Origin of the sequence: Solimonas variicoloris DSM 15731 (assembly GCF_000382285.1) — a bacterium.
GTDB lineage: Bacteria > Pseudomonadota > Gammaproteobacteria > Nevskiales > Nevskiaceae > Solimonas > Solimonas variicoloris.
Genome location: NZ_KB907929.1, coordinates 89,439 through 114,990, shown reverse-complemented (window position 1 = coordinate 114,990; position 25,552 = coordinate 89,439). Strand labels below are relative to the sequence as shown.

General features: G+C 68.3%; 18 protein-coding genes and 4 pseudogenes. 8 read left to right on the top strand and 14 right to left on the bottom strand.

What is annotated here, in order from left to right:
• Positions 1-15: 15 nt before the first annotated feature.
• The 6 genes and pseudogenes from H149_RS24355 to H149_RS20245 all read right to left on the bottom strand — a co-directional run.
• Positions 16-237 (bottom strand): annotated as a pseudogene (locus H149_RS24355) (transposase); the annotation flags it as partial.
• A 460-nt stretch (positions 238-697) separates the two neighbouring features.
• Positions 698-2,107 (bottom strand): cytochrome P450, encoded by a 1,410-nt coding sequence (locus tag H149_RS20255; protein ID WP_051101823.1) that lies wholly within the window; start codon positions 2,105-2,107, stop codon positions 698-700.
• A 55-nt stretch (positions 2,108-2,162) separates the two neighbouring features.
• Entirely contained in the window at positions 2,163-2,483 is a 321-nt protein-coding gene (locus tag H149_RS0108190; protein WP_020649260.1) for a 2Fe-2S iron-sulfur cluster-binding protein, read from the bottom strand.
• Between the two features lie 81 nt (positions 2,484-2,564).
• Positions 2,565-3,301: pseudogene (locus H149_RS20250) on the bottom strand (transposase); the annotation flags it as partial.
• A 36-nt stretch (positions 3,302-3,337) separates the two neighbouring features.
• A pseudogene (locus H149_RS24210) lies at positions 3,338-3,595 on the bottom strand (ferredoxin reductase domain-containing protein); the annotation flags it as partial.
• Positions 3,595-4,428 carry a fatty acid desaturase gene (locus tag H149_RS20245; RefSeq protein ID WP_245540487.1) on the bottom strand — a complete coding sequence of 278 codons (834 nt, stop codon included), beginning with the start codon at positions 4,426-4,428 and terminating at the stop codon, positions 3,595-3,597. The gene H149_RS20245 and the pseudogene H149_RS24210, both read right to left, overlap by 1 nt.
• Before the next feature lie 436 nt (positions 4,429-4,864).
• Here H149_RS20245 and H149_RS0108170 point away from each other — a divergent pair, with 436 nt between their 5' ends.
• Positions 4,865-5,263, top strand: coding sequence for an AraC family transcriptional regulator ligand-binding domain-containing protein (locus tag H149_RS0108170; protein ID WP_020649258.1), 399 nt, complete (start codon positions 4,865-4,867; stop codon positions 5,261-5,263).
• 139 nt (positions 5,264-5,402) lie between these two features.
• On the opposite strand, the pseudogene H149_RS20240 reads toward H149_RS0108170, so the two are convergent.
• From H149_RS20240 to H149_RS20230, 5 genes and pseudogenes are all read right to left on the bottom strand, one after another.
• A pseudogene (locus H149_RS20240) lies at positions 5,403-6,732 on the bottom strand (transposase).
• A gap of 40 nt (positions 6,733-6,772) precedes the next feature.
• Positions 6,773-7,732 carry a YCF48-related protein gene (locus tag H149_RS20235; RefSeq protein WP_020649257.1) on the bottom strand — a complete coding sequence of 320 codons (960 nt, stop codon included), beginning with the start codon at positions 7,730-7,732 and terminating at the stop codon, positions 6,773-6,775.
• 12 nt (positions 7,733-7,744) lie between these two features.
• Positions 7,745-10,240, bottom strand: a complete 2,496-nt coding sequence (locus tag H149_RS0108155) for a DUF1302 domain-containing protein (protein ID WP_020649256.1) — start codon at positions 10,238-10,240, stop codon at positions 7,745-7,747.
• Between the two features lie 107 nt (positions 10,241-10,347).
• A complete protein-coding gene (locus tag H149_RS0108150; protein WP_028009266.1) occupies positions 10,348-11,703 on the bottom strand; it encodes a DUF1329 domain-containing protein in 1,356 nt (451 codons plus the stop codon).
• 39 nt (positions 11,704-11,742) lie between these two features.
• Positions 11,743-14,358 carry an efflux RND transporter permease subunit gene (locus tag H149_RS20230; protein ID WP_154654699.1) on the bottom strand — a complete coding sequence of 872 codons (2,616 nt, stop codon included), beginning with the start codon at positions 14,356-14,358 and terminating at the stop codon, positions 11,743-11,745.
• 199 nt (positions 14,359-14,557) lie between these two features.
• On the opposite strand from H149_RS20230, the gene H149_RS0108140 reads away from it, so the two are divergent.
• The 7 genes from H149_RS0108140 to H149_RS0108110 all read left to right on the top strand — a co-directional run bounded on the left by H149_RS0108140 (position 14,558) and on the right by H149_RS0108110 (position 21,316).
• Positions 14,558-15,601 (top strand): AraC family transcriptional regulator, encoded by a 1,044-nt coding sequence (locus tag H149_RS0108140; protein ID WP_020649253.1) that lies wholly within the window; start codon positions 14,558-14,560, stop codon positions 15,599-15,601.
• 89 nt (positions 15,602-15,690) lie between these two features.
• Positions 15,691-16,167, top strand: coding sequence for a hypothetical protein (locus H149_RS0108135; protein WP_020649252.1), 477 nt, complete (start codon positions 15,691-15,693; stop codon positions 16,165-16,167).
• 98 nt (positions 16,168-16,265) lie between these two features.
• Entirely contained in the window at positions 16,266-17,030 is a 765-nt protein-coding gene (locus H149_RS0108130; RefSeq protein WP_039748537.1) for an endonuclease/exonuclease/phosphatase family protein, read from the top strand.
• The gene (gene clsB / locus H149_RS0108125) at positions 17,027-18,244 is read left to right on the top strand and encodes a cardiolipin synthase ClsB (RefSeq protein ID WP_020649250.1); all 1,218 of its coding nucleotides are present in this window, start codon (positions 17,027-17,029) and stop codon (positions 18,242-18,244) included. Before H149_RS0108130 ends, clsB begins: the two co-directional genes overlap by 4 nt.
• 49 nt (positions 18,245-18,293) lie before the next feature.
• Positions 18,294-18,590 (top strand): hypothetical protein, encoded by a 297-nt coding sequence (locus H149_RS0108120; protein ID WP_020649249.1) that lies wholly within the window; start codon positions 18,294-18,296, stop codon positions 18,588-18,590.
• Positions 18,591-18,644: 54 nt separating this feature from the next.
• Positions 18,645-20,798: a TonB-dependent receptor gene (locus H149_RS0108115; RefSeq protein ID WP_020649248.1), complete on the top strand. Its 2,154-nt coding sequence runs from the start codon at positions 18,645-18,647 to the stop codon at positions 20,796-20,798.
• On the top strand, positions 20,795-21,316 hold the full coding sequence (locus H149_RS0108110) for a C40 family peptidase (RefSeq protein WP_154654698.1): 522 nt from the start codon (positions 20,795-20,797) through the stop codon (positions 21,314-21,316). The genes H149_RS0108115 and H149_RS0108110 overlap by 4 nt, the downstream gene beginning before the upstream one ends.
• Before the next feature lie 61 nt (positions 21,317-21,377).
• On the opposite strand, the gene H149_RS0108105 is transcribed toward H149_RS0108110, so the two are convergent.
• From H149_RS0108105 to H149_RS0108095, 3 genes are read right to left on the bottom strand one after another with little or no spacing between them, the layout of a single operon-like run.
• Positions 21,378-23,681 carry a xanthine dehydrogenase family protein molybdopterin-binding subunit gene (locus H149_RS0108105; RefSeq protein ID WP_020649246.1) on the bottom strand — a complete coding sequence of 768 codons (2,304 nt, stop codon included), beginning with the start codon at positions 23,679-23,681 and terminating at the stop codon, positions 21,378-21,380.
• On the bottom strand, positions 23,678-24,163 hold the full coding sequence (locus tag H149_RS0108100; RefSeq protein WP_020649245.1) for a (2Fe-2S)-binding protein: 486 nt from the start codon (positions 24,161-24,163) through the stop codon (positions 23,678-23,680). Before H149_RS0108100 ends, H149_RS0108105 begins: the two co-directional genes overlap by 4 nt.
• Positions 24,164-24,192: 29 nt before the next feature.
• Positions 24,193-25,491, bottom strand: a complete 1,299-nt coding sequence (locus tag H149_RS0108095) for a cytochrome c (protein ID WP_026352984.1) — start codon at positions 25,489-25,491, stop codon at positions 24,193-24,195.
• Positions 25,492-25,552 lie beyond the last annotated feature (61 nt).

Below are 25,552 nucleotides of genomic sequence, written 5' to 3'. Positions count from 1 at the left end.
CTGGTCGAGTGCCTCGCCCAGATGGCGCATGACGTGGAACTTGTCGAACAGAATCGCCGCCTGCGGCGCGTGGGCCTGCGTGGCCTTGCGAAACGGCTTCCACATGTCCATCAGCGCCAGCCGGATCTGGCGGCTCTTCTTCTCGCCCAGCCAGGCGTAGAACTGCGCCATGCTGGCCTCGGAGCGATCCTCGCCGCCGAACCCGATCGGCCGGCCCCGATCGAGATCGCTGACCACGATGCGGTAGGTGTGGCGCTTCTTGATCGAGATCTCGTCGATGCCGATGCGCTTGGGCCCCGGCGAGCCCGCCTTGGCCAGGTGCTACGAAGTCGAGGTGCTCGACCCGCCGGTCGCGCGCGCCGACGGCAATCTCCAGGTACTCGATGTCCAGCGCCACCCGATGCCCGGCCATCGGCACGTCCCACACCGTGCGCCGTCGCCAGCGATGGGCTCGACCTCGTTGTCCCGTGCGCGGGTCGATCGGACGCCGTCGCGCATCCCGACGACAGCTCACCCGAATCACGCCCTCGCCACCCACCGTCACCGCATTGACCACTTGCCCGCGTAGCCCAAGAATCTGGGCTGGGACAGCCGCTCCCATTGGTCCTCGTCATCGAAAGCCTCAGAACCTTCGCTCTACAAGGGCTTGCCGCAGGCGGCTATCCCTTCTCTACCTCAGGCTTCTGACGAAGAGCCACTATTTGCTGCTTCGATGCCCATCCCTCGCCTTCCTGTTGGCGGTCAGTTTGACCATCATCTTTGAATAGCCTCTCACGAAGTTGGATTGCACGCGCTCTGGTTCGCCGATCACTTCAATCTTGTCGAAACGTGCCAGCAACTCTTCCCAGAGGATGCGTAGCTGCATCTCGGCCAGACGATTGCCCATGCAGCGGTGAATACCATAGCCAAAGGACAGGTGATTGCGAGCCCCTTCGCGATCAATGATGAACTGATCCGGTTGGTCGAATGCACGTTCGTCGCGGTTGCCGGAGGCGTACCACATCACCACCTTGTCGCCCTTCTTGATACGCTGGCCGTTCAGCTCGACGTCCTCTTTCGCAATGCGGCGCATATAGGCCAGCGGCGTTTGCCAGCGGATGATTTCCGACACCATGTTCGGAATCAGACCGGGGTTGTTCTTGAGTTTGGTGAATTCGTCCGGAAACCGATTCATGGCATAGACACCCCCGCTCATGGAGTTCCGGGTGGTGTCGTTGCCACCAACGATCAACAGCACAAGATTGCCCAGGAATTCCATCGGCTTGTCGATCAAATTCCGGGTGCTGTCATTGCTCTGCATCAGGCTGATCAGGTCAAAACCACTTTCGCCCCGAGCGGCTTGCTTCTCCTTCACACGCCAAAGGTGCGTAAAGTGTCTGGCCATATCCGCCATGCCCCTGAACAGCTCATCGGTGTCGTTCGACCCGCCCGTCATCTCGGCGCCGCCACCTGCCAGATCGGACCAGTAAACGAGCTTTCGGCGCTCTTCGTAGGGGAAGTCGAGCAGCGTCGCCAGCATTCTGGCGGTCAGCTCTATAGAAACATCGTCCACCCAGTTGAAGGGCTTACCTAATGGCAGGTGATCCAGAACATCCTGGGTGCGGCCACGAATCAGCCCTTCCATTTCCTTGAGATTCTTCGGTGCGACAACCTCCTGGACAGCCTGTCGCTGTAGATCGTGCTTGGGGGGGTCCATGGCGATGAACATCTCAAGGTAAAGCTCTTTAGGCGCCTCACCGATGACGATAAACGGCTCCGCGGAAAACAGCTCGTGGTGCTTGTCCACGAACTTGATGTCCTCAAAGCGGGTAATGGACCAGTACGGACCGAACGGGCTGTTTTTCTGGAAATGTACCGGACACTCGTCGCGTAAGCGCTTGTAGTAGGACTCCCAACGATTTTGCCTGTACAGGAACGGGTTGCTGAGATCGATATCTTCTATCGCCAGCGTTGCCACATCAGGCACCGGCTTTTCAACGAATTCGGGGAACTCTGCGTAGATGCCCAATTTCGTTTTGGCCTTGTAGATGAAATGGCCAGCCTTGATTTGCAGAGGCATCGGTACGAATGCAGCGCCTTTCTCTGCCACCAGATCAACGATATTCATAGTGCTTCTCCAAAGATTGGTACGTACTGCTGTGAGGGAGGGGTAGCCAGGATGGCTACATCTGAAATTCAGGCAGACGCACGACCATGCCATTCATCGCTTCAGTGGTGCTGATCTGGCAGGCCAGCCGTGACGTATCGGCACGCTCCGGGGTCATATCCAGCAACTGCAATTCCCCATCGCTGGCGACCCCGGTGGCCTTGATCCAATCGCCTGCGATGATCACATGGCAGGTGCCGCAGGCACATTCACCGCCGCAGTCTCCGTCGATGCCCGGTACACCATTGTCCTTGGCGGTTTGCATCAAGGACTTGCCCGGTTCTATTTCCACCGTGTGTTCGGTGCCATCGTGTTCGACAAAGGTAATGCTGCCCATTGCTTTCTCCTCGAAAATCGATTGATTCACTTGATGCTGGCGTGACAGCGGTACGCGTCAAGGTAGTTGTTGCCTGAAATTTCACGCTGCGACCTGAATATCGGCGAGCATGATCGGCACGACAGCATCGCGCTCGGGATTGAGCGTGACGGCACCGATCGGCGTCCAGTTCCGCGTGCTTGTCGTCCAGCGCCGGGGATGGCGCTGGCGAGCCGCCTGATACAGCGCGTGCCGCTCGGCCAGGATCGCGCGTGGTCATGGCCGGTGTGGCGCTGCGCTGGCGCAACGTAGCGAATGCCGCTGTGGCGGCGGTCGTGGTTGTACCAGTGCACGAAGCGCTCGGCCCACTGCCGAGCATCGTCCAGCGTCTTGAAGCCGTTGGCCGGGTAGCCGGGCCGGTACTTGGCGGTACGGAACAGCGATTCGACAAAGGCGTTGTCGCCGGACACGCGCGGACGCGAGTACGACGGCGCGATCCCGAGCCAGTGCCAGTGCAGCATCGCCAGCACGGTCGTGGCCTTGAGAATGCCGCCGTTGTCGCCATGCAGGACCGGACCGTCTTCCCTGACGTGCACGCCTTCGGCCAGGGCGGTGCGCTTGACCAGATGCGCGGCGTGCTCGGCGGCCTCGACCTCATGAACCTCATGACCGACGATCTTGCGACTGTAGATGTCGAGGATCAGGTACAGGCAGAACCAGCGACCGACGACCGGGGTCGGCAACCAGGTCACGTCCCAACACCAGACCTCGCCTGGGCCGTGTGCGACGCGCGCGCCGAGTAGCGCCGCGAGCGCGGCCGGTTCGATGCGCCCGCCATGGATCTCGCCGCCGAGCAGTCCGGCGCTGTCACCGGCCGCCGGCCGCGACAGGCAATGCAGCAGTTCGAAACGCTGCGGATACTGCTGCTGCAGCTCGCGCAGCTCGTCGCGGAACATCGTGCTGGCCGCGCTGCGGTTGCCATAGATCAGCACGAAGCGGCTGCGCGGCTCCGCGGCCAGCGTCGTCATCGCCAGCGGCAGGATCGGCGTGATGCCGCTGCCGGCGGCGATCGCGACGTGCGTGCGCGCGCGGCTGGCGCCGAGCGCGGTGCGGAACTGCCCGCTCGGCGGCATCACGTCGAGGCGGTCGCCGACGCGCAGGCGCTCGAGCGCATAGCCGGAGAAGACGCCGTCCGGCACCCGGCGCACGGCGACGCGAGCGCCCCGTCCGGCGCCGGCGAACAGATCGAGTGGCTGCGCCGGCAGCTCATGCCGTCGATGACTGCGCGCAGCGTCAGGTGCTGCCCGGCGTCGAAGCGGAAGGTCTCGCGCAGCGCGTCCGGCACCGCGAAGCGGATCGCGACGCTGTCGTCGGTGAGGCGCTGCAGGTCCGCCACGCGCAGCGCGTGGAACTCCAGGCGCCGCCCGCTGCCGGCGACCGCCGGCGGCGGCAGGCCGCGTGCGCGGCGATACGCCGCCGCCGTCAACGTGCGCCCGAACGCGGTCGCCAGCGGCGGCTCCTGCGCCAGGTAGTGCGCTTCGTTGCGCAGCCACACGCGGCGGTACGTGAAGAACGGAATCGACGGATGCAGATGATGGACGAGGTGGTAGTTCTGCCACAGCATCAGCGGGTTCAGCAGCCGTTCGCGGCCGATGCGGTTGCGCGTCGCCTGATAGCGGTTGCTGCGCGCGGTGTCGCGCAGGCCGTGATGCGGCAGCCAGTCGAACGACCAGGCCAGCACGAACACGGCGAGCCGCTGCGGCAGCAGCACCAGGCGCAGCGCCGGCCACAGGTATCCGGCCAGCGTCGCCCAGGTCAACAACGCCGCGTACAGGCCGCTCATCGCGAAGGTCTCGATAAGTAGACGGCGTCGGTCGCGGCGCGCAACGTGCGCATGAACGCGGCGTTGTAGATGTCGCCGGACTTCTGGCGCATGGCGACCAGCGTCACGTTGGCGCCGCCGAATTCCTTTTCGTACTGCTTGTAGACCTGGATATAGGGATGGCCGAGCGGCAGCTGCTTCTCGAAGCCGGTGTCGAGCCGCAGATGCGCCGCCTGCCAGGCGAGCAGCAGCGTGATCAGGCCGAGCACGCTCAGCGTCAGGTAACGGCGGCTGAATATCAGCGGCTCCGTGAGGCGCACGAAAGCCTGCGCGAACGCGCTTCTCGAATCATGCATCGCTGCGCTTCTCGAATCATGCATCGCTGCTGCTCCTCTCCAATCACCGCCGCGCTGAGACGCGCGTTGTCGTTGTCTTGCGCCGGTTCTTCGGGTGACCGGCGGCGCCGATGGTTCGGGCGATCGGCTAGTGGGCTTGATGCTGCCTTGCGCAGCGATCGCGGTCTTATCATTTCACGCCACTTGCTTGTCATAATGCGACAACACGGAAAGACCCGACAGCCATGGCGAAGATCGACTACCTCGTGCCGGTGCGGTATTACCTGCGGCTCGCCGAAATGCTGGCGCGCGACCACGTCGACATCGCCGACCTGCTGATCCAGCCCGGGACGCCGCCGGCGGCACTGGAGGCGGCCGACGCGACGATCCGCTTCTCGCGCGTCGAACGGCTCGTGCAGCAGCTCGACCTGCGCAGCCCGCGCACCGATCTCGGCTTCGAGATGGGACGGCTGCTGACGCCGAGCACGCACAGCATCGTCGGCTTCGGCATGCTCAGCTGCCCGACCGTGCTGGGCGCGCTGCAGTTCATCACGCGCCACTTCCGCCTCGTCATGCCGACGTTCCGCATGCGACCGCGACGCGGCGCTGGCGCTGGCGCTGGCGCCAGGAGCCTGGGCGGCTGAAAATTTCAGCCGAGCTTGATTTGCGCGAGGCAGTGCGCGCGAAGCGACGATCGGTCTGGCGCGTGGCGCAGACGAGTCGCATCGAAGCGGGTCGAGAATTGGCGGCCTGCGGTGCGTGGCGCGTTGCCCCCTTGATCGGTTACGCCGGCACCCATCCCAGCCGCTGCATCCGCCGCAGGTTGAGCGCCAGACATACCAGATTCCACTCTCCGGTCACTGCGTCCCGGCCGCGGACACTGAATCGCCGAAAGCCCAGCGCCTGTTTGACCCAGCCGAAGACCGGCTCGGGAATGTATTTGCCCGCCGGTCGTGGTCCTTGCCCTCGGGCGTGGCCAGGCGCTCGGCCATGCGCTGCGTCGCCGGGTGGTGCTCTGGGTCAACCGGGCGCAACGTCTTGCCTTCACGCGCCAGCGCCACGCACGCCGTGAGTTGCCGCGCCTCCAGCGTCGCGAAGTTGTCCTCGCTGGCATAGCCGCTGTCGGCCAGCGTCATCATCGGTGCGGCGCCCGTGTTGCGCGTCGTCGCCTCGATCATCGGCAGCAGTTGCCCGCTGTCCGCCGCGCAGTCCGTCAACCCCGTCGCGACCATCAGGTGGCTGTCTTCGTCCACCGCCGCCTGGCGTTGTAGCCCTGCTGAAAACCATCGGCCGTCTTCATGATCCGCGACTGCGGACCGGTGAAGTTGTCCTGCGCCTTGTCGTCGGGCACACGAAGGCGCGCTTGCAGGGGCGTCCACCCGGACCGCGCGTCTGGCCGTCGTCGTCCATGCTGCGTCCGTCTTTCTGGTCCTGCTCGTGCTGCCGGGCTTCGAGCCGCGCCTTGGCGGCCTGGATCACTTTGAGTCGCTGCTCGCGGCGCGCCAGCTCGTCAGGCAGCTCGTCGCCGCGCCGGTCCGCACCGAATTGCGCATCTTCCTGCGTGTCCTGCGCCTCGGCCTGCTTCATCAGATCCGCGATCTCGGCCTTGAGCCGCCGCTCCTGCTCCAGCATCCGGCCATCGCTCATCGCCTTGCGCTTGCTGGCGTTGGCCTTGATCCTGGGGCCGTCGATGCCGATCCGGCCCAGTTTCACCAGGCCGGCTTCCCGCGCCAGCTGCACGATCTGCACGAACAACGCCGAGAACTCGGCCAGGTGCAGCTGGCAAAACTCGCGCAGCGTCCGGTGCGCCGGGAAATTCCCCGCGCCCAGGACGCGAAACGCCACGTCCTCTTCCAGACGACCTGCGATCTTGCGCGACGAGAACACGCCGCTGGCATAGGCATACACCAGCACCTTAGACCATCATCGACGGATCGAACGGCTGCCGCCGTCGACCGTCGCCTTCATAGCGTGCGTGAAACGCCTTGAGGTCCAGCGCGGCCACGGTGTCGGCGATGAAATAGGCCAGGTGCTGCTCCGGCAGCCACTCCTTGAGTGACGCGGGTAGCAGCAGAAGCGGGTCGGGGTCGTATGGGCGGCAGGTCGTCGGCATCACCCAATCGTAGCGCCATGGCTTTCTACCGCCCAGGCTCCTAGCGGCGCCAGCGCTGCACGCCGCTGCTGCCGACCGTGATCAGCTCATCGCGCCAGGCGACCACGCCGCTGAACGTGCTGCTTTCGCTGTCGCGCGCCGCCTCGGGCGACACGCCGTCGGGGCGTGGCGGCGCGACGCGCCCGTCCGGGCCGAGCACGCGCAGGAAGCCGCTGAAGCCGGCCAGCGCGACGCTGCCGTCCGCCAGGGCCGACAGGCCGAACACCGATTGCTGCGAATCGGTCGCCACACGCGTCCACGTGCCGGCGGCGACGTCGTCGGTGCGGAACACGTTGCCGCGCAGTCCGGCGACGACCGCGCCGCGGGCGCCGCTCGGCAAGGCGCCGAACAGCGAACTCTCGTACGGCGACTGCAGACGCTGCCAGCTGGCGCCGTCGTCGGCGGAACGCGCCAGCATGCCGGCCTCGCCGGCCAGCAGCAGCGAGCCGTCGCCGAGGCGCGCCAGCGCGTTGAAGTGCAGCCCTTCCTCGGTCAGCGCCGACTCGCGCCGCTCCCAGCTCGCGCCGCCGTCGCGCGTCTCCAGCATCAGGCCGTACGCGCCGACCGCGAAGCCGTGGCGCGCATCGAGGAACAGCACGTCGAGCAGCGGCACGTTCGGGCCCGGCTCGAAGTGCTGCAGTCGCCAGCTGCGCCCGCCGTCGTCGCTGTGCAGGATGGTGGCGTCGTGGCCGACGGCCCAGCCGTTGCGCGCATCGACGAAGCGCACCGCGGTCAGCAGCACGTCGACCGGCGCTGCCACCTGTTCCCAGCGGTCGCCATCGCCGGAACGCAGGATGTGGCCGCGCGCGCCGACCGCGATCAGCTGCTCGCCGGCGACGGCGATGCCGGTGAGCGAGCTGTGCGCGGCGCGCGGCGCCATTTCGGACGGCACCGGCGCCGGCGGTGACGCGGTGGCGCCCAGCGCGAGCAGCGCGGCGCTCAGGCCGAAGACGAATCGCATGGCGGTTCTCCCTTAGAACTGGTACTTGGCGAAGAAGCCGAGGTTGTCGCGATCGGCGTAGAGATTGTTGTGCCCGCCGCCGAAGAACATGTTGTAGGCGATCGTGAACGAGTAGGACTTCTCGTAGCGCGTCTCGAGCAGCAGGTTCAGCGACTTGCGGCCTTCGACGAAGTTGCCGGCGGGGCCCGGTGAGTTGCCCTGGATGTCCTGCTGCCAGATGAACAGCGGCTGCACGCTGATGCCGGGCAGCACCGATTCGTAACTGATGCGGCCGACCACGCGATAGCCCCACGAGAACGGATCGGCGAAGGCGCTGCGCCGCGCCTGGAACGGATTGAAGCGCAGGCCGTCCGGTCCGTACGAGCAGGCCGGATTCGTCGAGCAGGCCAGTCGCGAACCGTCGGCGCCGCTACCGTCGGCGCCGGCGCTGGCGTGCGTGGTCGCCGTCATCGGCCCTTCGATCTGCAGGCGATCGAACTTCGGCATGTTCAGCACGTGCGTCGCCGCCAGTTCGTAGAGCAGGATCACCTGATCGGCACCGATCCAGTTGTCGGACGCGCCGAGCACCTGCGTGGCGCCGAGGTTGTACTGCGCGACCTTTCCCGGGATCCAGCCGCGGATGTAGCTATTCGGCGCGTTTTCGCCGACCATGCCGCCGCGGTACGGAATGATGAAGTTCGGGAACGAGCGCGCCGAGCCGGGCGCCGCGCCGACGATCAGGTTGACCGCGTCCGGATACGGATTGTTGCCGGCGGCGTCGACGAAGTTGTTCTGGTCGTAGACGATGTAATTGCCGTTGGCATCGTAGCCGACGCCGGCCGAGGCGCCGGCGCAGCCGAGCGACTGCTCGTGGCAGCGCGTCAGCGTCGGTCCGAACGACGCGAACGCGAGATCGACCAGCGCGACCTGCAGCGGCACGTTCGGCCGATACGAGACTTCGCCCTGGAACGACAGATCGCCGGCCGTGGTCGTGAAGCTGAAGCCATACATCTTCAGGTTCTCGGGGTATTCGAGCCGGAACTTCGCGGTGTCGAGCGGCACGGCGTCGCTCTCCGGCAGGCCGGGGCGCGGCAGCAGCAGATTGACGAGGCCGCCGACCGTGCTGCCGCCGCCCGACAGCAGGCCGAGTTCGGGCAGGATGCCCGGCCGCGCCAGCGTCAGCCGCGTGAGGTCGCCGAGGATCTGCGTCGACGCCGAAGGCTGCGACACCGGCAGGTTCGGACAGGCCTGCAGGAACTCCAGCGTGTTGGTCGCGTCGATGCCGAGGCGGTTGCCCTCGCGGCGCGCGCAGCTGGCGTCGGTCGAGTAGAAGCTGACGTACGGCAGCTTCGAGTGGTAGTTCATCGCGTACAGGCTCAGCTCGGTACCGTCGTTGAGCCACTCGGCGTAGTACTTCAGCGCGACGCCCCACTGCCCCTGGTCGCTGGCCTTCTTGTCGCGCAGGCGGTCGATCGTCAGCGTCGTCGGCGTGATCAGCCCGAGGGGGTTGTTGAGCAGGGTGCCGCGATGATCCGGATCGTCCGCGGAGCCGCCGAACGCGGCGTTGATCGAACCGCGCAGATTGTCATTGCCGAGGTCGACGAACGACATGTAGCTGCCGGGCGTCGGGATCTCGATCGGCTCCCACTCGTACTGGTAGTAGCCCTCGACGCTGACGCCGTCGGCGACGTCGGTCGCCGCGCGCACCATGCCGACCGGCACGAACAGCTCTTCGAGCAGACCGAAGCCGAGACGGTAAAGGCTGTTGGCGTTGACCGGCTGCGCCTGGTTGACGCTGTTGATCACGGCGACCGTGCTCTGGCCCCAGTTCACGGTCTGCCGGCCGACGCGGAAGATCAGCTCGCGCTCGCCGTCGAGGTACGGCAGCGTGCCGTAGAAATTGGCGTCGAGCAGGTCGTAGCGCAGGCCGATCTGCTTGGCCTCGCGCTCCGAGCGCTCGCTGCGCATGCGCGCGCCCGGACCGTAGGTGCGCGCGAAGTAGCGGTTGGCGGCGACGTCGCCGGTGCTGCCGACCGACGTGTAGTTGTCCGCCGTGATGCGGTTGTAGTGCCGCTCCTTGAAATGGTTGTAGTTGACGAAGTCGTAGATGCCCATGCCGCGCACGAACACGCCGAAATCGCCGAACTTGATGTTGAGGTCCTGCGACAGCTTGAGCGGCGCCTGCGTGACGTCACCCTTGTTGTAGTTGAGGTTGCCGTCGTCGAAGTTCATCGACGCCATGCCCGGCGCCGAGAACAGGCGCTGCGCCGGATAGACCTGATCGCGATGCACGCCCTGGCAGGACTGGTAATAGCCGCCGCAGACGTCCGGATCGAGGCTGGACTTGCCGACCAGATAGCGCGCCTGGTCCTCGACGCGCCACGACGCGCCCATCGTCACCGTGTTGTTGAGCACGGCGGTGAAATCGGTGTCGCCGACGCTGAAGTCGAATTCGACGGCCTGCGCCGGCGTCGCGCCGAGCAGGATGAAGCCGGCCGCCGCGGCAGCCGTCGCCGTAATGGCTTTCATGTTTTTCTCCCCCGCAAAAGGCTGACAAAGCCCGGGGCACCCTGCCGAGGGCCCCCGCCTTCAGGCCGGCGGCGCACGCGCCGCCGGCCCTCCCGGTATGAACCGACCTACTTGGACGTACGCTTCTGCACGGTGTCGGCGTCGAACGCGCTGTCGTTGAAGCGGACCGTGGTGTCGTACGGCTGGTCCTCGTTGATCATCGCGGTGACGAAGTAGCGGCCCGAGTTGAGGTGATAGATCACCTCCGGCTGCGTGGTCGCGCCGAGAATGTTGTAGTACGGCACCAGGTGGCCCTCCTGGAACTGCATCAGCTTGTCCTGCTGGTCGTAGTTGTCGATCGCCACGATGTTCCAGCTGTCCTCGTCGATGTAGAAGCGGCGCTTCTTGAAGGTGTGGCGCATGTCCGGCTTGTTGTCGGCCTCGACCACCCAGACGCGGTGCAGCTCGTAGCGCGGCAGGTCCTGGTTCAGATGGTTCGGACGCGCCATGTCGGCGTAGCGGGTCTTGCTGCCGGCGATGCGGAACGCGTCATACGGAATGTAGACCTCGCGCTTGCCGAGCAGCTTCCAGGTGAAGCGCTCGAGCACGCCGTTGTACATGTCGACCTGGTCGTAGAACTGATGGCCGTCGGTGCCCTCGTAGGGGTTGTCGCAACAGACCGCCGGCGCGCGGCGGATGCGCTTGAGGATCGGCGCGTACAGCCACGCGGCGCGGCCTTCGGTGCCGAAGCCGGCCTTCTCGTGCACCAGGATGAAGGTGCCGGCGATGCGCGGCGGCGAGATCGTCTCCGAGAGGTAGCGCAGGAAGTCGACGCCCGGCTTGAGTTCGGGCGGGTTCGGATCGGACAGGTTCGCGTAGTAGAACTTGGCGTCCTCGACGATCTTGGTCAGCGTGAACGTGCCGCTCTGCTGCACGATCATCTGGTTGTTGTAGCGGCGCACGGCGTCGCCGCGCCACTTCACGCGATGGTTCCAGATCGGCTCGGCGCCGGACTTCGGGATCGGGAACGGAAAGCCGACGTAGGCGCCGCTGACGTTGTCGACGCCTTCGAGCACCGCGCGCGTCGCGTTCTTCTGCGTCTCGGCGAGGATCTTGTCCGGAAAGTTCACCTTGCGATGCGTCTTGTAGACGTTCATCTTGTAGGTGGCCGGAAAGCGCTTGAGCAGCTCCTTGTGGCCTTCGGTGAGCTTGCCTTCGTACTGCGCCATGTTCTTGGCGTCGATCGTGAACAGCGGCTGCTCGGCTTCGAGCTGCGCGTCGCTCGGATACTCGCCCTTGAGGGCGCCGGACTGCTTGGCCGGCGTCCACTCGGGAATCGTGCCGTCCTTGTTGCCGGCGCGCTCGGCGCCGACCGGCGTCAGATCCTTGCCGAGGCGCGCGGCCTCGTCGGCGGACACCTTCGCCCACAGCGGCAGTGGCGCGAACACCATCGCCACCATCGCCGCCATCAGTTTTTTCCTCATTTCTCTCTCCATGTCATGGGCTCGCTTGCGCGATGCCGGTCAAATCGTCGGGCCGGCGACGGGCGCGGCGGCGACCGCAGCGGTCTCGGCGACCGCGGCGGGTTTGGGCTTGAGCAGGAAGGCGGCGAAGGCCGGCAGCAGGACCACGGCGGCCACCGCGTTGGCGACGAACATCATCGTCAGCAGGATGCCCATGTCGACCTGGAACTGCAGGTCCGAGAACATCCAGGTGCAGACCGTCGCCGCCAGCGTCAGCGCCGTGAACACCACCGCCTTGCCGGTCTGGTGCAGGGTGTTCTCGTAGGCGCGCCGCAGCGTCATGCCCTTGTTGAGCACGTTCTCCTCGAGCACGCTGTAGATGTAGATGCCGTAGTCGACGCCGATGCCGGCGGCGAACGCGGCGACCGCGAGGTTGGAGATCTTCACGCCGATCTGCAGGTAGACCATCACCGCGTACGAGACGATGTGCACGAGCGCCAGCGGCACCAGCACGCAGACCAGGCCGGCGAAGCTGCGGAACGAGGCCAGCACGCAGACGCCGATGCCGACGAACAGCCACAGCAGCACGCGGTACTCGGTGTCCTTGATGACGTCGTTGGCGGCGGCCATGACGCCGACGTTGCCGGTCGCCAGGCGCAGCTTCACCGGCGCGTCTTTGGGCTGCTCGGCGATGAAGCGCTGCACTTCGGCGACGATCGCGTCGATCGTCTCGGCCTTGTGGTCCTTGGTGAAGACCAGCACCGGCAGCGCGCTGCAGTCCTCGTTGAGCAGGCCGGTCGAGCTCGGAAACGGCTGCACGGTGATGACCAGCGCGCCGCTCTCGCGCGGCAGCGTGTCGAACTTCGGATTGCTCTCGTTGTAGCTGTTGTAGACCTTCTGCTGCAGTTTCGGCAGTGACAGCGTCGACTGCACGCCGGCGGTGTTCTCCATGCGCCACGCGAAACGGTCGACGAGCGAGACGATCGAGTGGTCGATACAGCCGTCGGCCTTGCCCTCGGCGACGATCTTCAGCACGTCGACGCCGATCGAGAAGTCGTGGACGATCTGCGCCGAGTCGCGGTTGTAGCGCGAGTCGGGGCGCAGCTCCGGCACGCCGTCATGCAGCTCGCCGATCTTCAGGTCCTGCGAGACCCACGCGCCCCAGCCCCACAGCAGCGCGGCCGACAGCAGCACCACCGCGGCGACCGGCTTGCGCGTGATGCCGGACAGCGCGTGCCAGACCGGCGCGAGGTGGCGGTCGCGGCGCTGCTGGTGGGCGCGGAAGGCGACCGGGTCCTTCAGCGAGGCGAAGCTCAGCAGGCACGGCAGCAGCATCTTCTTGCACAGCACGATCGCCAGCAGGCCGAGCATGGCGTTGATCGCCATCTCGCGGATGATGTCGATCGGGATCAGCAGGATGGTGCCGAAGCCGACGAAGTTGGTCGCCAGCGCCGACAGGCCCGGAATGACGAGGCGCCGATAGGTGGCCTGCGCGGCGTCGAACGAGGACAGGCCGTTGTCGGCGATCTCGTTGAGCCAGAAGCTGGTGATCTGGATGCCGTGCGAGGTGCTGATCGCCAGCACGATGAACGGCATCAGCACCGCGAACGGATCGAGCGCGAGGCCGACCAGATGCAGCAGGCCGAGCTCCCAGATCACCGCGAGAATGCCGCAGGCCAGCGGCAGCAGCGCGACCTTCGGCGAACCGCAGTAGCGCCACAGCAGCAGCCAGACCAGGAACACGGTCAGGCCGAAGAAGCTGAACACTTCGATCGCGCTGTCGGCGATGTCGCCGACCGCCTTGCTGAAGCCGATGATGTGAATGTCGACGTCCGGGTTGTAGTCCGGGTTGTCGACGGCCTCGATCTCGACCTGGTAGCCGCGCACGACCGGCGGCGCGGCGCCGTCGGCGGCGAGCGCCGGATCGGTGTCGATGCGCTGCAGCGGAAACGACCAGGCGCGCGGCGCGTGATAGGCGCTGCCGACCACGGTGCCGGCCTTCAGCGCGCCGAGTTCGTGCTTGAGCCGGTAGCGGTAGAGGCGCGGCTGCGTGAAGCGCTCGCGGATGGTCTCCAGCAGCTGCGCGGTCTTCAGGTAATCGAGCTTGGCGCCGCTCACCGGATCGCGTTCGAGCAACTCCGAGAAGATCATCGCCGCGCTCTGGTCGTTGGCGACCAGGCGGCCGATGATGCCGGCCTTCTCGACGTTGGCGCGCACGCGCGCCAGCATCTCCGGCGTCGGCTGGAAATCGGCCGGCACGACGTTGCCGCCGGCGAAGCCGCCTTCGACGACTTCCAGATAGCGCACGTCCGGCGTGAACAGCGAGCTGACGCGCGCGCGGTCCATGCCCGGCGTGAAATAGACGGCGTCGGTCGCGGCGCGCAACGTGCGCATGAACGCGGCGTTGTAGATGTCGCCGGACTTCTGGCGCACGGCGACCAGCGTCACGTTGGCGCCGCCGAATTCCTTTTCGTACTGCTTGTAGACCTGGATATAGGGATGGCCGAGCGGGTGCTTTTTTTCGAAGCCGGTGTCGAGCCGCAGATGCGCCGCCTGCCAGGCGAGCAGCAGCGTGATCAGGCCGAGCACGCTCAGCGTCAGGTAACGGCGGCTGAATATCAGCGGCTCCGTGACGCGCACGAAAGCCTGCGCGAACGCGCTTCTCGAATCATGCACCCTGCTGCTCCTCTCCAATCACCGCCGCGCTGAGACGCGCGTTGTCGTTGTCTTGCGCCGGTTCTTCGGGTCACCGGCGGCGCCGATCGATCGAGCGATCGGCTAACGGGCTTGATGCTGCCTTGCGCAGCGATCGCGGTCTTATCATTTCACGCCACTTGTTTGTCATAATGCGACAACACGCAAAAACCCGACAGCCATGGCGAAGATCGACTACCTCGTGCCGGCGCGGTATTACCTGCGGCTCGCCGAAGTGCTGGCGCGCGACCACGTCGACATCGCCGACCTGCTGATCCAGCCCGGGACGCCGCTGTCGGCACTGAAGGCGGCCGACGCCACGATCCGCTTCTCGCGCGTCGAACGGCTCGTGCAGCAGCTCCACCTGCGCAGCCCGCGCACCGATCTCGGCTTCGAGATGGGACGGCTGCTGACGCTGAGCACGCACAGCATCGTCGGCTTCGGCATGCTCAGCAGCCCGACCGTGCTGGGCGCGCTGCAGTTCATCACGCGCTACTTCCGCCTCGTCATGCCGACGTTCCGCATGCGGCTGCGGCTCGACGGCGGCAGCACCGAGCTGTTGTTCGAGCCCGTCGTCGGCATGTCGCACATGTGCCTGGCCTTTCACCTCGAAGCGATCGCGATGGCGGCGCTGCGCGACATGAAGGACATGACCGGCGATCCGTCGCTGCCGGCGAAGCTGTACTTCTCGATCCCCGAGCCGCCACACGTGAAGCGCTACGCCGAGCTCGAACATCTGCAGTACCGCTTCGGCGTCCAGCGCCAGCCGGGCGTCCGCGTCAGCTACGCGCAGGACTTCGAGCGCTTCCCGATGCACATGGCCGACGCCAACTCGCTCAAGGTCGCCGAGGAGCGCTGCAACGCGCTGGTGCAGCACGCGGCGCGCGAGCGCCGCTTCTCCGACTGGGTGGCGATGACGCTGCGCGAAGTCGGCGACGGCGGCCCCTCGCTGCAGGAAATGGCGCGCACGCTGAATCTGTCGATGCGCACGCTCAACCGCTATCTGCAGCGCGAAGGCAGCAGCTTTCGCGAGATCGCCGGCCGCATCCAGCACGAGCTCGCCTGCGAGCGTCTCGCCGCCGGCACCCTGAGCGTCACCGAAGTCGCCTACTCGCTGGGCTTCAGCGACATCGCCAACTTCACGCGCGCCTTCCGCCAGCGCGCCGGCTGCAGCCCGTCGACCTACCGGCTGCGCGATCGCGACCGGCGCGAACCGTCGCCATGACGGCCGCGACCTGGACGCCGGCCGCGCGCAGCGCGGACAATCGCGGCCTGCCGCGCCGGTAGCTGCCGGCGCCGCCGAGACGAATCACGATGCCCGCCGAAGCCGAACCGACCGTGACCCGCTGCCGCGAAATCGGCGACGCGGCGCTGCGCGCGCTGCTCGAACCGCTCGGCATGCGCGTCGCGGTCGTCGACGACGGCGTCGAGATCCCCGGCAGCTACTGGGGCGAGACCGAGGCCGGCCTGATCGGGGCGACGCTCTACGTGCGCAGCGACACGCCCGTGCACTCGGCGCTGCACGAGGCCTGCCACTGGCTGTGCGCCGACGAGGCGCGACGCGCGACGATGCACACCAACGCCGGCGGCGAGGACGTCGAGGAGCACGCGGTCTGCTATCTCGAATGCCTGCTCGCCGCGCGCCTGGCCGGTTACACGCGCGCGCAGTGCTTCGCCGACATGGACGCCTGGGGCTATCACTTCATCCTCGGCTCGGCGCAGGCCTGGTTCGAAGGCGATGCCGACGACGCCATCGCCTGGCTGGAACGACGGCGTCCGCCGGGCTACTGAGCATGCGCGGCGCGAGCGGCGTCGGACGCAGCCTCGGCCGTCAGCCGCGGTTCAGCCGCGGTGGCGAGCCTTGGAAGCCGGATCGCCGGACGCCCGCGATGGACCACGCCACCGACACCAGCGTCGCCTTCAAGCTGCTGACGCTCAACACGCACAAGGGCTTCAGCTCGTTCAATCGCCGCTTCGTGCTGCACGAGCTGCGCGAGGCGGTGCGTGGCGTTTCGGCGGACATCGTCTTCCTGCAGGAAGTGCTGGGCATGCACAGCGCGCATGCCGTGCGGCATGCGACCTGGCCGGCGGCGCCGCAATACGAGTTTCTCGCCGACACCATCTGGCGCGACTTCGCCTACGGCCGCAACGCGGTCTATACCGAGGGTCACCACGGCAACGCCGTGCTCTCCAAGTTTCCGATCGTGCGTTTCGACAACCATGACGTCTCGGTCGGCCGCCACGAGCAGCGCGGGCTGCTGCACTGCGTGCTGCGCCTGCCGAACCATCCGCTCGACGTGCACGTGATCTGCGTCCATCTGGGCCTGCGCGAAAGCCACCGGCGCGTCCAGCTGTCGCGGCTCTGTACGCTCATCGCCGCCGAGGTACCGGCGGCCGCCCCGCTGTTCGTCGCCGGCGACTTCAACGACTGGGGCCTGCATGCCGACCGCCGCCTTCAGGACTGCGGCCTGCGCGAAGCCTTCGCCCTGCGCCGCGGCCGCCCGGCGCGTTCGTTTCCGGTGCGCTGGCCGCTGCTCAGGCTCGACCGCATCTATTTCCGCAACGCTTGCGTCGAGCGCCCGCAGGTGCTGTCGGCGCCACCCTGGTCGCGACTCTCGGACCATGCCGCGCTGACCGCCGAGGCGCGCCTGTGATCACGCACTGGCGCAACGGCAATCGCCTCGAACTGCTCGAAAACGGCGAGGCCTACTATCCGCGTCTGTTCGCGGCGATCGCCGCCGCCCGCGAGGAAGTGCTGGTCGAGACGTTCATCCTGTTCGACGACCCGGTCGGCCGGCAGTTCCGCGACGCGGCGATCGCCGCCGCGCGACGCGGCGCGGCGGTGCGGATCACGATCGACGGCTTCGGCTCGGCCGACCTCGACGCCACGTTCACGGCGCCGCTGCTCGAGGCCGGCGTGCACATCCATGTCTACGATCCGGTGCAGCGTCTGTTCGGCCAGCGCACGCGCATCTTCCGCCGCCTGCACCGCAAGCTCGCGGTGATCGACCGCCGGCTCGCCTTCTGCGGCGGCATCAACCTGTCGCACGATCACCTGCGCGACTTCGGCGAGCAGTCGAAGCAGGATTACGCGCTGCAGATCGAGGGCCCGGTCGTCGCCGACATCCACCGCACGATGCTCGAGGTGCTGGCGCCGCCGCCGCGACGCTGGCGCTGGCTGCGCCGGCAGCGGCTGGCACCGGTGTCGCCGCAGCAGCAGCCGCAGGACGGGCCGGCGGTCGCCGCCGTGGTGATCCGCGACAACGATCGGCATCGCGCCGACATCGAGCGCCTCTATCGCCTCGGCATTCGCGCCGCGCGCCACGACATCGTCATCGCCAACGCCTACTTCTTCCCGGGCTACCGGCTGCTGCGCGATCTGCGCCACGCCGCGCGACGCGGCGTGCGTGTGCGCGTGATCCTGCAGGGCAATCCCGACATGCGCTTCGTGCAATGGGCCGCCAACACCCTGCATGACTACCTGCTGCACGCCGGCGTGCGCATCTACGAATACTGCGAGCGGCCGATGCACGCCAAGGTCGCGCTGATCGACGGCGACTGGCTGACGGTCGGCTCCAGCAACCTCGACCCGCTGAGCCTCTTCCTCAATCTCGAAGCCAATGTCTTCGCGCGCGACCACGGCGCTGCCGCGGCGCTGCGCGACAGCCTCGAACACCTGCTCGCGGCGCACTGCCGCGAGATCGATCCGGCGACGGCGCGCCGCCGCACGCTGGTCCGCCAGCTGCTCAGCTACCTCGCCTACCATGCGACGCGGCGCCTGCCGGCCTTCGCCGGCTGGCTGCCGGCGCACGCGCCGACGCGCGCGACGCTGCCGCAGGCCGCCGCCGGCGAGATGCGCGAACCGTAAGCGCGTTCGCGCCGTTGTCGCGGCGCTTCCTGCGCTAGAATCGCCGCCGATGCGTCTGCGCTCGCCGAAAACCCTGCTGCTCGCCCTGGCCCTCGTGCTGGGTCAGTGGCTGGCGCTCGCGCATACCTTCGAGCATCCGGCGCTGCAGGCCGATGCGCTGTGCCAGATCTGCGCGCACGCGCAGGGCCTGGACGGCGCGGCGCTGTCGCCGGCGCTGCCGCTGCCGACGGCACTCGCGCACGGCGAAGCGCCGGCCGGCGCCGCCACGCGCAGCACACTTGCCGCGCCGCTCGCGGCCTACGACATCCGCGGTCCTCCGGCGTTCGCGATCACCTCTGCTGCCTGATCGCCACGGCGCGCGCCTGCGCGCCTCTTTCGCCGTTTTAAAGGATTTCGTCCGATGACCGCTGCTTTCCTGCGTGCGCACGCTGCGCGCGCGCTGCCTCCTGTCTTTTCGCTGACCGCCGTCACTCGCGCCGGCCTGTGTTCCGTCTGCGCGCTGAGCCCGCTGCTCGCCGCCAGCCTCGCCTTCCCCTCGCTGGCCCGCGCCGAGGCCGCCGCGCCCGGCGACAACGACCCGCACAATCCGCCGATCGCCGAGATCGTCGTCACCGCCAACCCGCTCGGCCGCACCTCGGACGATCTGGTCCAGCCGGTCGAGGTGCTCAGCGGCGAGGACCTCGACCGCGTGCGGCGCGGCACGCTCGGCGAGACGCTCGAAAGCCAGCCGGGCGTCTCGACCACCGACTTCGGCGGCGGCGCCGGCCGGCCGGTGATCCGCGGCCTCGCCGGCCCGCGCGTCGAAATGCTGGAGAACGGCCTGAGCGCGATGGACGTCTCCGACCTGTCGCCGGACCACGCCGTGACGATCGCGCCGGCGCAGGCCCGACAGATCGAGATCCTCAAGGGCCCGGCCTCGCTGCTGTACGGCAACAGCGCCTCGGGCGGCGTCGTCAACGTCGACAACGGCCGCCTGCCGACCGCCGTCGAGGAAGGCCTGCACGGCGCCGTCGACACTTACTACGGCACGAACGGCGACGAAGGCTCGTTCAGCGGCGAGCTGAACTACGGCCGCGGCGCGCACATGCTGCACGCCGACTACGGCTTTCGCGAGGCCGAGGACTACCGCATTCCCGGCTGGTCCAACGTCGACGGCAGCGGCAACCACGAGACGATGAACAACAGCCAGGTGCGCGCGCAGTCCGGCGCGGCCTCGTACTCGTACATCGACGGCAGCGGCGACGTGTTCGGCGTCGCCGGCAGCCGCTACGTGACGAACTACGGCCTGCCGGTCGAGGACACCGCGTTCATCCAGATGCACCAGACGCGCTTCGACGCGCAGGCGATCCTGGCGCGGCCGATCGACGGCCTGGAGTCGCTGAAGTTCCGCGGCGGCAGTTCCAACTACGATCACACCGAGTTCGAAGCCAAGCGCGAGCCGGGCACGATCTTCCACAACCAGCAGTTCCAGGGCCGCGTCGAGGCGGTGCACGTGCCGGTGCTCGGCTTCCGCGGCGTGTTCGGCGTGCAGATGAATTGGCGCGACTTCAGCGCGCAGGGCGAGGAAGCCTACGTGCCGTCGGTGCTGAGCCGCCAGTACGGCGTGTTCTTCCTCGAGGAACGCCCGTACCGCCTCGGCAAGCTGGAGTTCGGCGCGCGCGTCGAACGCAACACCAACACGCCGGACGGCCATCCGCAACGCGACTACACGCCGTTCTCCGCCTCGCTCGGCTCCAGCTTCAATCTCGGCGAGCACTCGCACCTGAAGCTGTATGCCACGCACGGCGAGCGCTCGCCGGTTCCGGAGGAGCTGTACGCGTTCGGCCCGCACGGCGCGACCTCGACCTTCGAGCGCGGCAATCTCGACGCCCGGAAGGAAACCTCGAACAACTTCGAGCTCGGCTTCGATCATCATCAGGGCCGCTTCAGCGTTGACGCCAGCGTCTACTACAACCGCATCAGCGACTATCTCTACCTCGCCGAGGTCGACCAGGGCCTCAACGCCGACGGCAGCGGCACGCCGTCGAGCGATGGCATCGCCGACCGCGTCGACGGCGACGGCACGTTCGATCCGGCCGGCGAGATCCTGCTCGTCGACTACCAGCAGGCCAACGCCAGGCTCTACGGCTTCGAGGCCGAGGCCCGCTACGCGCTGCTGGTCGAAGGTCCGTTCAAGCTCAACGCGCGCGTGTTCGGCGACTCCGTGCGCGCCAAGCTCAGCGGCGGCGACAACCTGCCGCGCATCCCGCCGATGCGCTACGGCCTCGGCCTCGACGGCAGCTGGCAGCGCATCGACGGCGGCCTCAGCTACACGCGCGTCGACCGGCAGAACGACGTCGCGTCGCTGGAGACGCCGACCGCCGGCTACAACCTGCTGAACGCTGACCTCAGCTACAAGTTCTTCGTCGCCGCCGACGGCGAGCATGCGGCGGCCGTCTATCTGCGCGGCAGCAACCTGCTCGACGAGGAGATCCGCCGCTCGACCTCGTTCATCAAGGACCAGGTGCCGGCGCCGGGCCGCTCGGTCTACCTCGGCGTGCGGATGTCGCTGTGAGGGCGCGCGACGGCATGCGTGCGCGGCGCCGCGCCGCCGCCACGGGGCCTGCCCGGCGCGGTCTGCGCCGCGGCGCCGGCGACGTCATCGCGCTGCTGCTCGGGCTCGCGGCGCTGGCGCACGGCGCGCATGCCAAAGCGGCGAAGGCTGCGGCGTGGCCGCAGATCCACGACCAGGCGCTGGCGATGCTCGGCACCGCGTACGGCTTCGGCCGCAACGACGATGAAGCGGTCGACTGCTCGGGCCTGATGCAGCGCATCTTCGCCAGCGCCGGCGTCGCCTTGCCGCGCACCGCGCGCGAGCTTCTGCACACCGGCGTGCCGGTGGCGCGCACGCGGGCGCGGGCCGGCGATCTGCTGATCTACCGCTGGCAGCCGCACCAGCTGCACGTCGCGCTGGCGCTCGACCGCACGCACATCGTCCACGCCTCGCCGAGCGCCGGCGAGGTGGTGGTCGCGCCGCTCGACGCGGCCTGGCAGCGGCGCCTGATCGCCGTGCGCCGCGTGCTGAAACCGTGAAGTGAGCTGAAACGAAAGAAGCCGGGCATCGCCCGGCTTCTTTTTTGGCCTGATCGCCGCCCTACGTCGCCAGCGCCGCGCGCACCGCCGCCGCGGTGATCGGCAGATCGCGCACGCGCACGCCGACGGCCGCGAAGATGGCGTTGGCGATCGCCGGGGCGACGATCGTCGTCGCCGGCTCGCCGAGTCCGACCGGCACCTCGGCGCTGTCGACGAAGCTGATGTCCAGTTCCGGCACCTGGTTGATGCGCAGCGGCGTATAGGTGTTGAGGTTCACGTCGCGCACCTGCCCGTTCACGAACTCGGTGCCTTCGTGCAGGGCCATGCTCAGGCCCCACAGCGCGGCGCCCTGCGTCTGTGCCAGCGCGCCGTCCGGATCGACGATGGTGCCGGCGTCGACCACGATCGTCAGCTTCTCGACCGTGACCTTGCCGCTGGCGCGATCGACGCGCACGCGCGCGACGCAGGCGCCCCAGGTCGGCATGTCGCGCTCCTGGCCGAAGCTGGTGCCGATGCCCAGGCCGCTGTCCTTCGGCAGCGCGCTACCCCAGCCGGCGCGCTGCGCGGCGCGGCGCAGGACTTCGGCCTGGCGCAGCGCACCGCCGACCGCACTGGGCGCGCTGCCGGCGTTGCGGCCCTTGCCGCTGAGCCGCTGGAGGCGGAACGCCAGCGGGTCCTGCCGCACATGATGCGCGGCTTCGTCCATGAAGCTTTCGAGGGCCCAGTTGGTCCAGCCCGGACCGACCGAGCGCAGCCAGCCCGGACGGAAACTGCGGTTGGCCAGATCGTTGGGAATCGCGCGCACCAGCTGGCGACCGACGTCGTACCAGTGGTCGGCGCCGGCGATCGCGAACGGGTCGTAGCGGCCGTCGTCGAGGCCCTTGGCCAGCAGCGCGCCGGCCATCACCTGCGTCGGCCAGCCGGCGCAGGCGTGGTGCTCCATGGCCTGCACCTCGCCGTCGGCCCCGAACGCCATGCGCAGGCGCTGCACCGACGGCGAGCGCACCGAATCGAAATGGCAGTCGTCCTCGCGCGTCAGCACCAGCTTGACCGGCACGCCGAGCGCCTTGGCGGCCAGCGCCGCCGGCACCGCGTAATCGCCGTTCAGACGCCGGCCGAAGCCGCCGCCGAGCAGATAGGTGCGCAGCACGATGCTGGTCTCGGCACGGCCCAGCGCCTTGGCCAGCGTCGGCAGGATCAGCGACTGCCACTGGTTGCCGGTGTGGATTTCCATCACGCCGTCCTTCTCGAAGGCCAGCGCGTTGACCGGTTCGAGCTGGAAGTGCAGCACGGTCGCGGTCGTGTAGGTCTGCTCGACGATGCTGGCGGCGGACTGGAACAGCGGCGCGGGATCCTCGCTGCCGACGTCGAGCCGTACGCCGGCGTCGGCGCGATCGATCAGCGCCCGCGCGTGATCCTGCAGCTGCGGCTCCGAGACATCGGCGCCCGGCCCGGCCGTCCACTGCACCTGCACGAGCCGCGACGCGCGCAGCGCCGCCGGATAGCTGTCGGCGATCACCAGCACCCAGCCCGTCACCGTCTCCGACGGATCGTCGAGCGCGAGGCACTGCCGGTAGCCCTTGATCGCGCGCGCGGCATGATCGTCGATCGACACGACTTTCGCGCCGTTGCGCGTCGGCGGCAGCTTCGGCCGCGCGTAGACCATGCCGGGCACCTTGGCGTCGATGCCGTACAGGCCGCTGCCGTCGACCTTGCGCGCGATGTCGAGCGCCTGCGTCGGCCGCCCGATCAGCCGTCGCTCGGAAACCGGCTTGAGCGGCAGGCGATCGAGTTCCTCGGCGCTGAAGCGGCGCGCCGGGCCGCCGCGCCGCGCGATCTCGCCGTAGGTGATCGAGCGGCTGCCGGCGCTGACCTTGCCGGCGCGCGCCGTGCACTGTGCCGGCGACACGCCGAGCAGTCTGGCGCCGGCCTCGATCAGGGCGAGGCGTCCGGCAGCGCCGGCGCGACTGAAGACCGGGAACGTCTGCCACACCGACCAGCTGCCGCCGGTCACCATCAGGCCCCACTTCGGATCGGTGTCGACGTAAATCACGCGCACCCGTTCCCAATCGGCCTCGAGCTCGTCGGCGAGGATGCGCGCCAGCGCGGTGCCGACGTGCTGGCCCATCTCGGCGCGAATGATGTTGACGCTGACGGTGCCTTCGCTGTCGATCGAGAACCACAGCCCGGGCGCGAACTCGGGGCCGAGCGCCGCGGCCGGCGTGTTGCCGGGCATGGCCGGATCCATCGCCGCGCCGGCCAGCCGCGTGAAGCCGAAGGCGAGCGCGCTGCCCGCCGCGGCAACCAGGAAGCCGCGCCGCGACAGCGGATGGCCGGCTTCGGCGAGCGCCTGCACGCGGCTCATGACGAGGCTCCCGGCGCGGCCGCGGGCGCCATCGCCGCGGCGGCTTTCTTGATCGCCTCGCGGATGCGGACGTAGGTCATGCAGCGGCACAGGCAGCCGGCCATCACCGCGTCGATGTCGGCATCGGTTGGCTGCGGAAAATCCTGGAGCAGCGCCACCGCCTGCATGATCTGGCCGGACTGGCAGTAGCCGCACTGCGGCACCTGCAGCTCGCGCCAGGCCCGCTGCAGCGGATGCGCGGCCTGCGGATCGAGGCCCTCGATCGTCGTCACCGCGGCGCCGTCGACCGCCGCCAGCGGCGTGATGCAGGCGCGCGTCGCGCGGCCGCCGACGTGCACGGTACAGGCGCCGCACATGCCGATGCCGCAGCCGTACTTGGTGCCGGTCAGGCCGAGGTCGTCGCGGATGATCCAGAGCAGCGGCGTATCGCCTTCCGCCTCGCTCGTCGCCGCGCGTCCGTTGATGGTGAAGCGGATCGTCATCGCGTTCTTCCTGACAGAGCCTGCTGCCGCTATTCGGCGCTAGCGCCGGTGGCGCGCACCTGCGCGACCTTCTTGTCGAGATCCGGCCACGGCGGCCGATCGCTGCGCGTCGCCCGCAGATACGCCGCGAGACGCGCGACGTCGGCATCGGACAGGCCGCGCCCGAATGCCGGCATCACCACGCCCGGCGCGCCGTCGAGCGCGTCGAGGCCGAACAGGATCACCTGAATCAGATTGGTCGGATCGTCGAGGTGCACGGCGCTGCCGAGCGCCAGCTCCGGCCGCAGCGGGTTCACGCCGTCGGCGCCGTTGTAGTGGCAGGACGCGCAGGCGGCGGCGTAGAGCGGCTCGGCCGCGTCGTCGCTGCGGCCGCTGCCGGCGGCGCCGCGCGCGAGCGCGGTGGCGACCGCCGCCGGCGTCGCATCGGCGCGCGCCGCGGCGCCGGCGAGATCGGCGAAGTAGACGGCGATCGCGCGAATGTCCTCGGCCGGCAGCTGCGCAATGCCGCGCGTGACCGCGGCCATCGGCCCGGCGACGGTGCCGTGATAGCGGGTCACGCCGGTCGACAGATAGGCGACGAGCTCATCGACGTCCCAGGCGACCGGCGACGGATTCGCGGCATCGAGCGGCGGCGCGATCCAGTGGTCGATCTCGGCGCCGGCATAGGCCTGCGCGCGCCGCTCGGCGCCGAGCGCGTTGCGCGGCGTATGGCAGGCGCCGCAGTGCGCGAGACCTTCGGCGAGATAGGCGCCGCGATTCCATTCCGCCGAGCGGTCGGCGCGCGGCTCATCGCGCTGCGGACGGAAGAACAGCAGCTTCCAGCCGGCCTGCAGCAGGCGCACGTTGAGCGGGAACGGCAGCGTATTGCGCGGCGCCTCGGCCTGCACCGGCGGACGCGTCATGAAGTACGCATACAGCGCGACAAGGTCGTCGTCGCTGAGCCGGCTGAAGTGCTCGTACGGAAACGCCGGGAACAGGTGCGAACCGTCGCGCGCCACGCCCTCGCGCATCGCCCGGTTGAACGCGGCCTGGGACCAGGCGCCGATGCCGGTCGCGACGTCCGGCGTGATGTTGGTCGAATGGATGACGCCGAACGGCGTCTCCATCGCGTAGCCGCCGGCGTAGGGCTGGCCGCCCTTGGCGGTATGGCAGGTCGCGCAGTAGCCGGCGCCGGCGAGCACCGCGCCGCGGGCGATCTGCTGCGCGGCGAACGAGGCGGCCGGCGGCGGCGCGATCGGTGCGAGCGCCGGGCGCCAGGCCAGCGCGAGCGCCGCGCCCGCGACCACGACGATCACCCCGCCCGCCACGATCACTCGCCGTTTCAGCACAACGCATCCCCGGAGCCGCGACTGGCCCGATCATAGCCCTGCCCGCCGCACCCGATCCAGC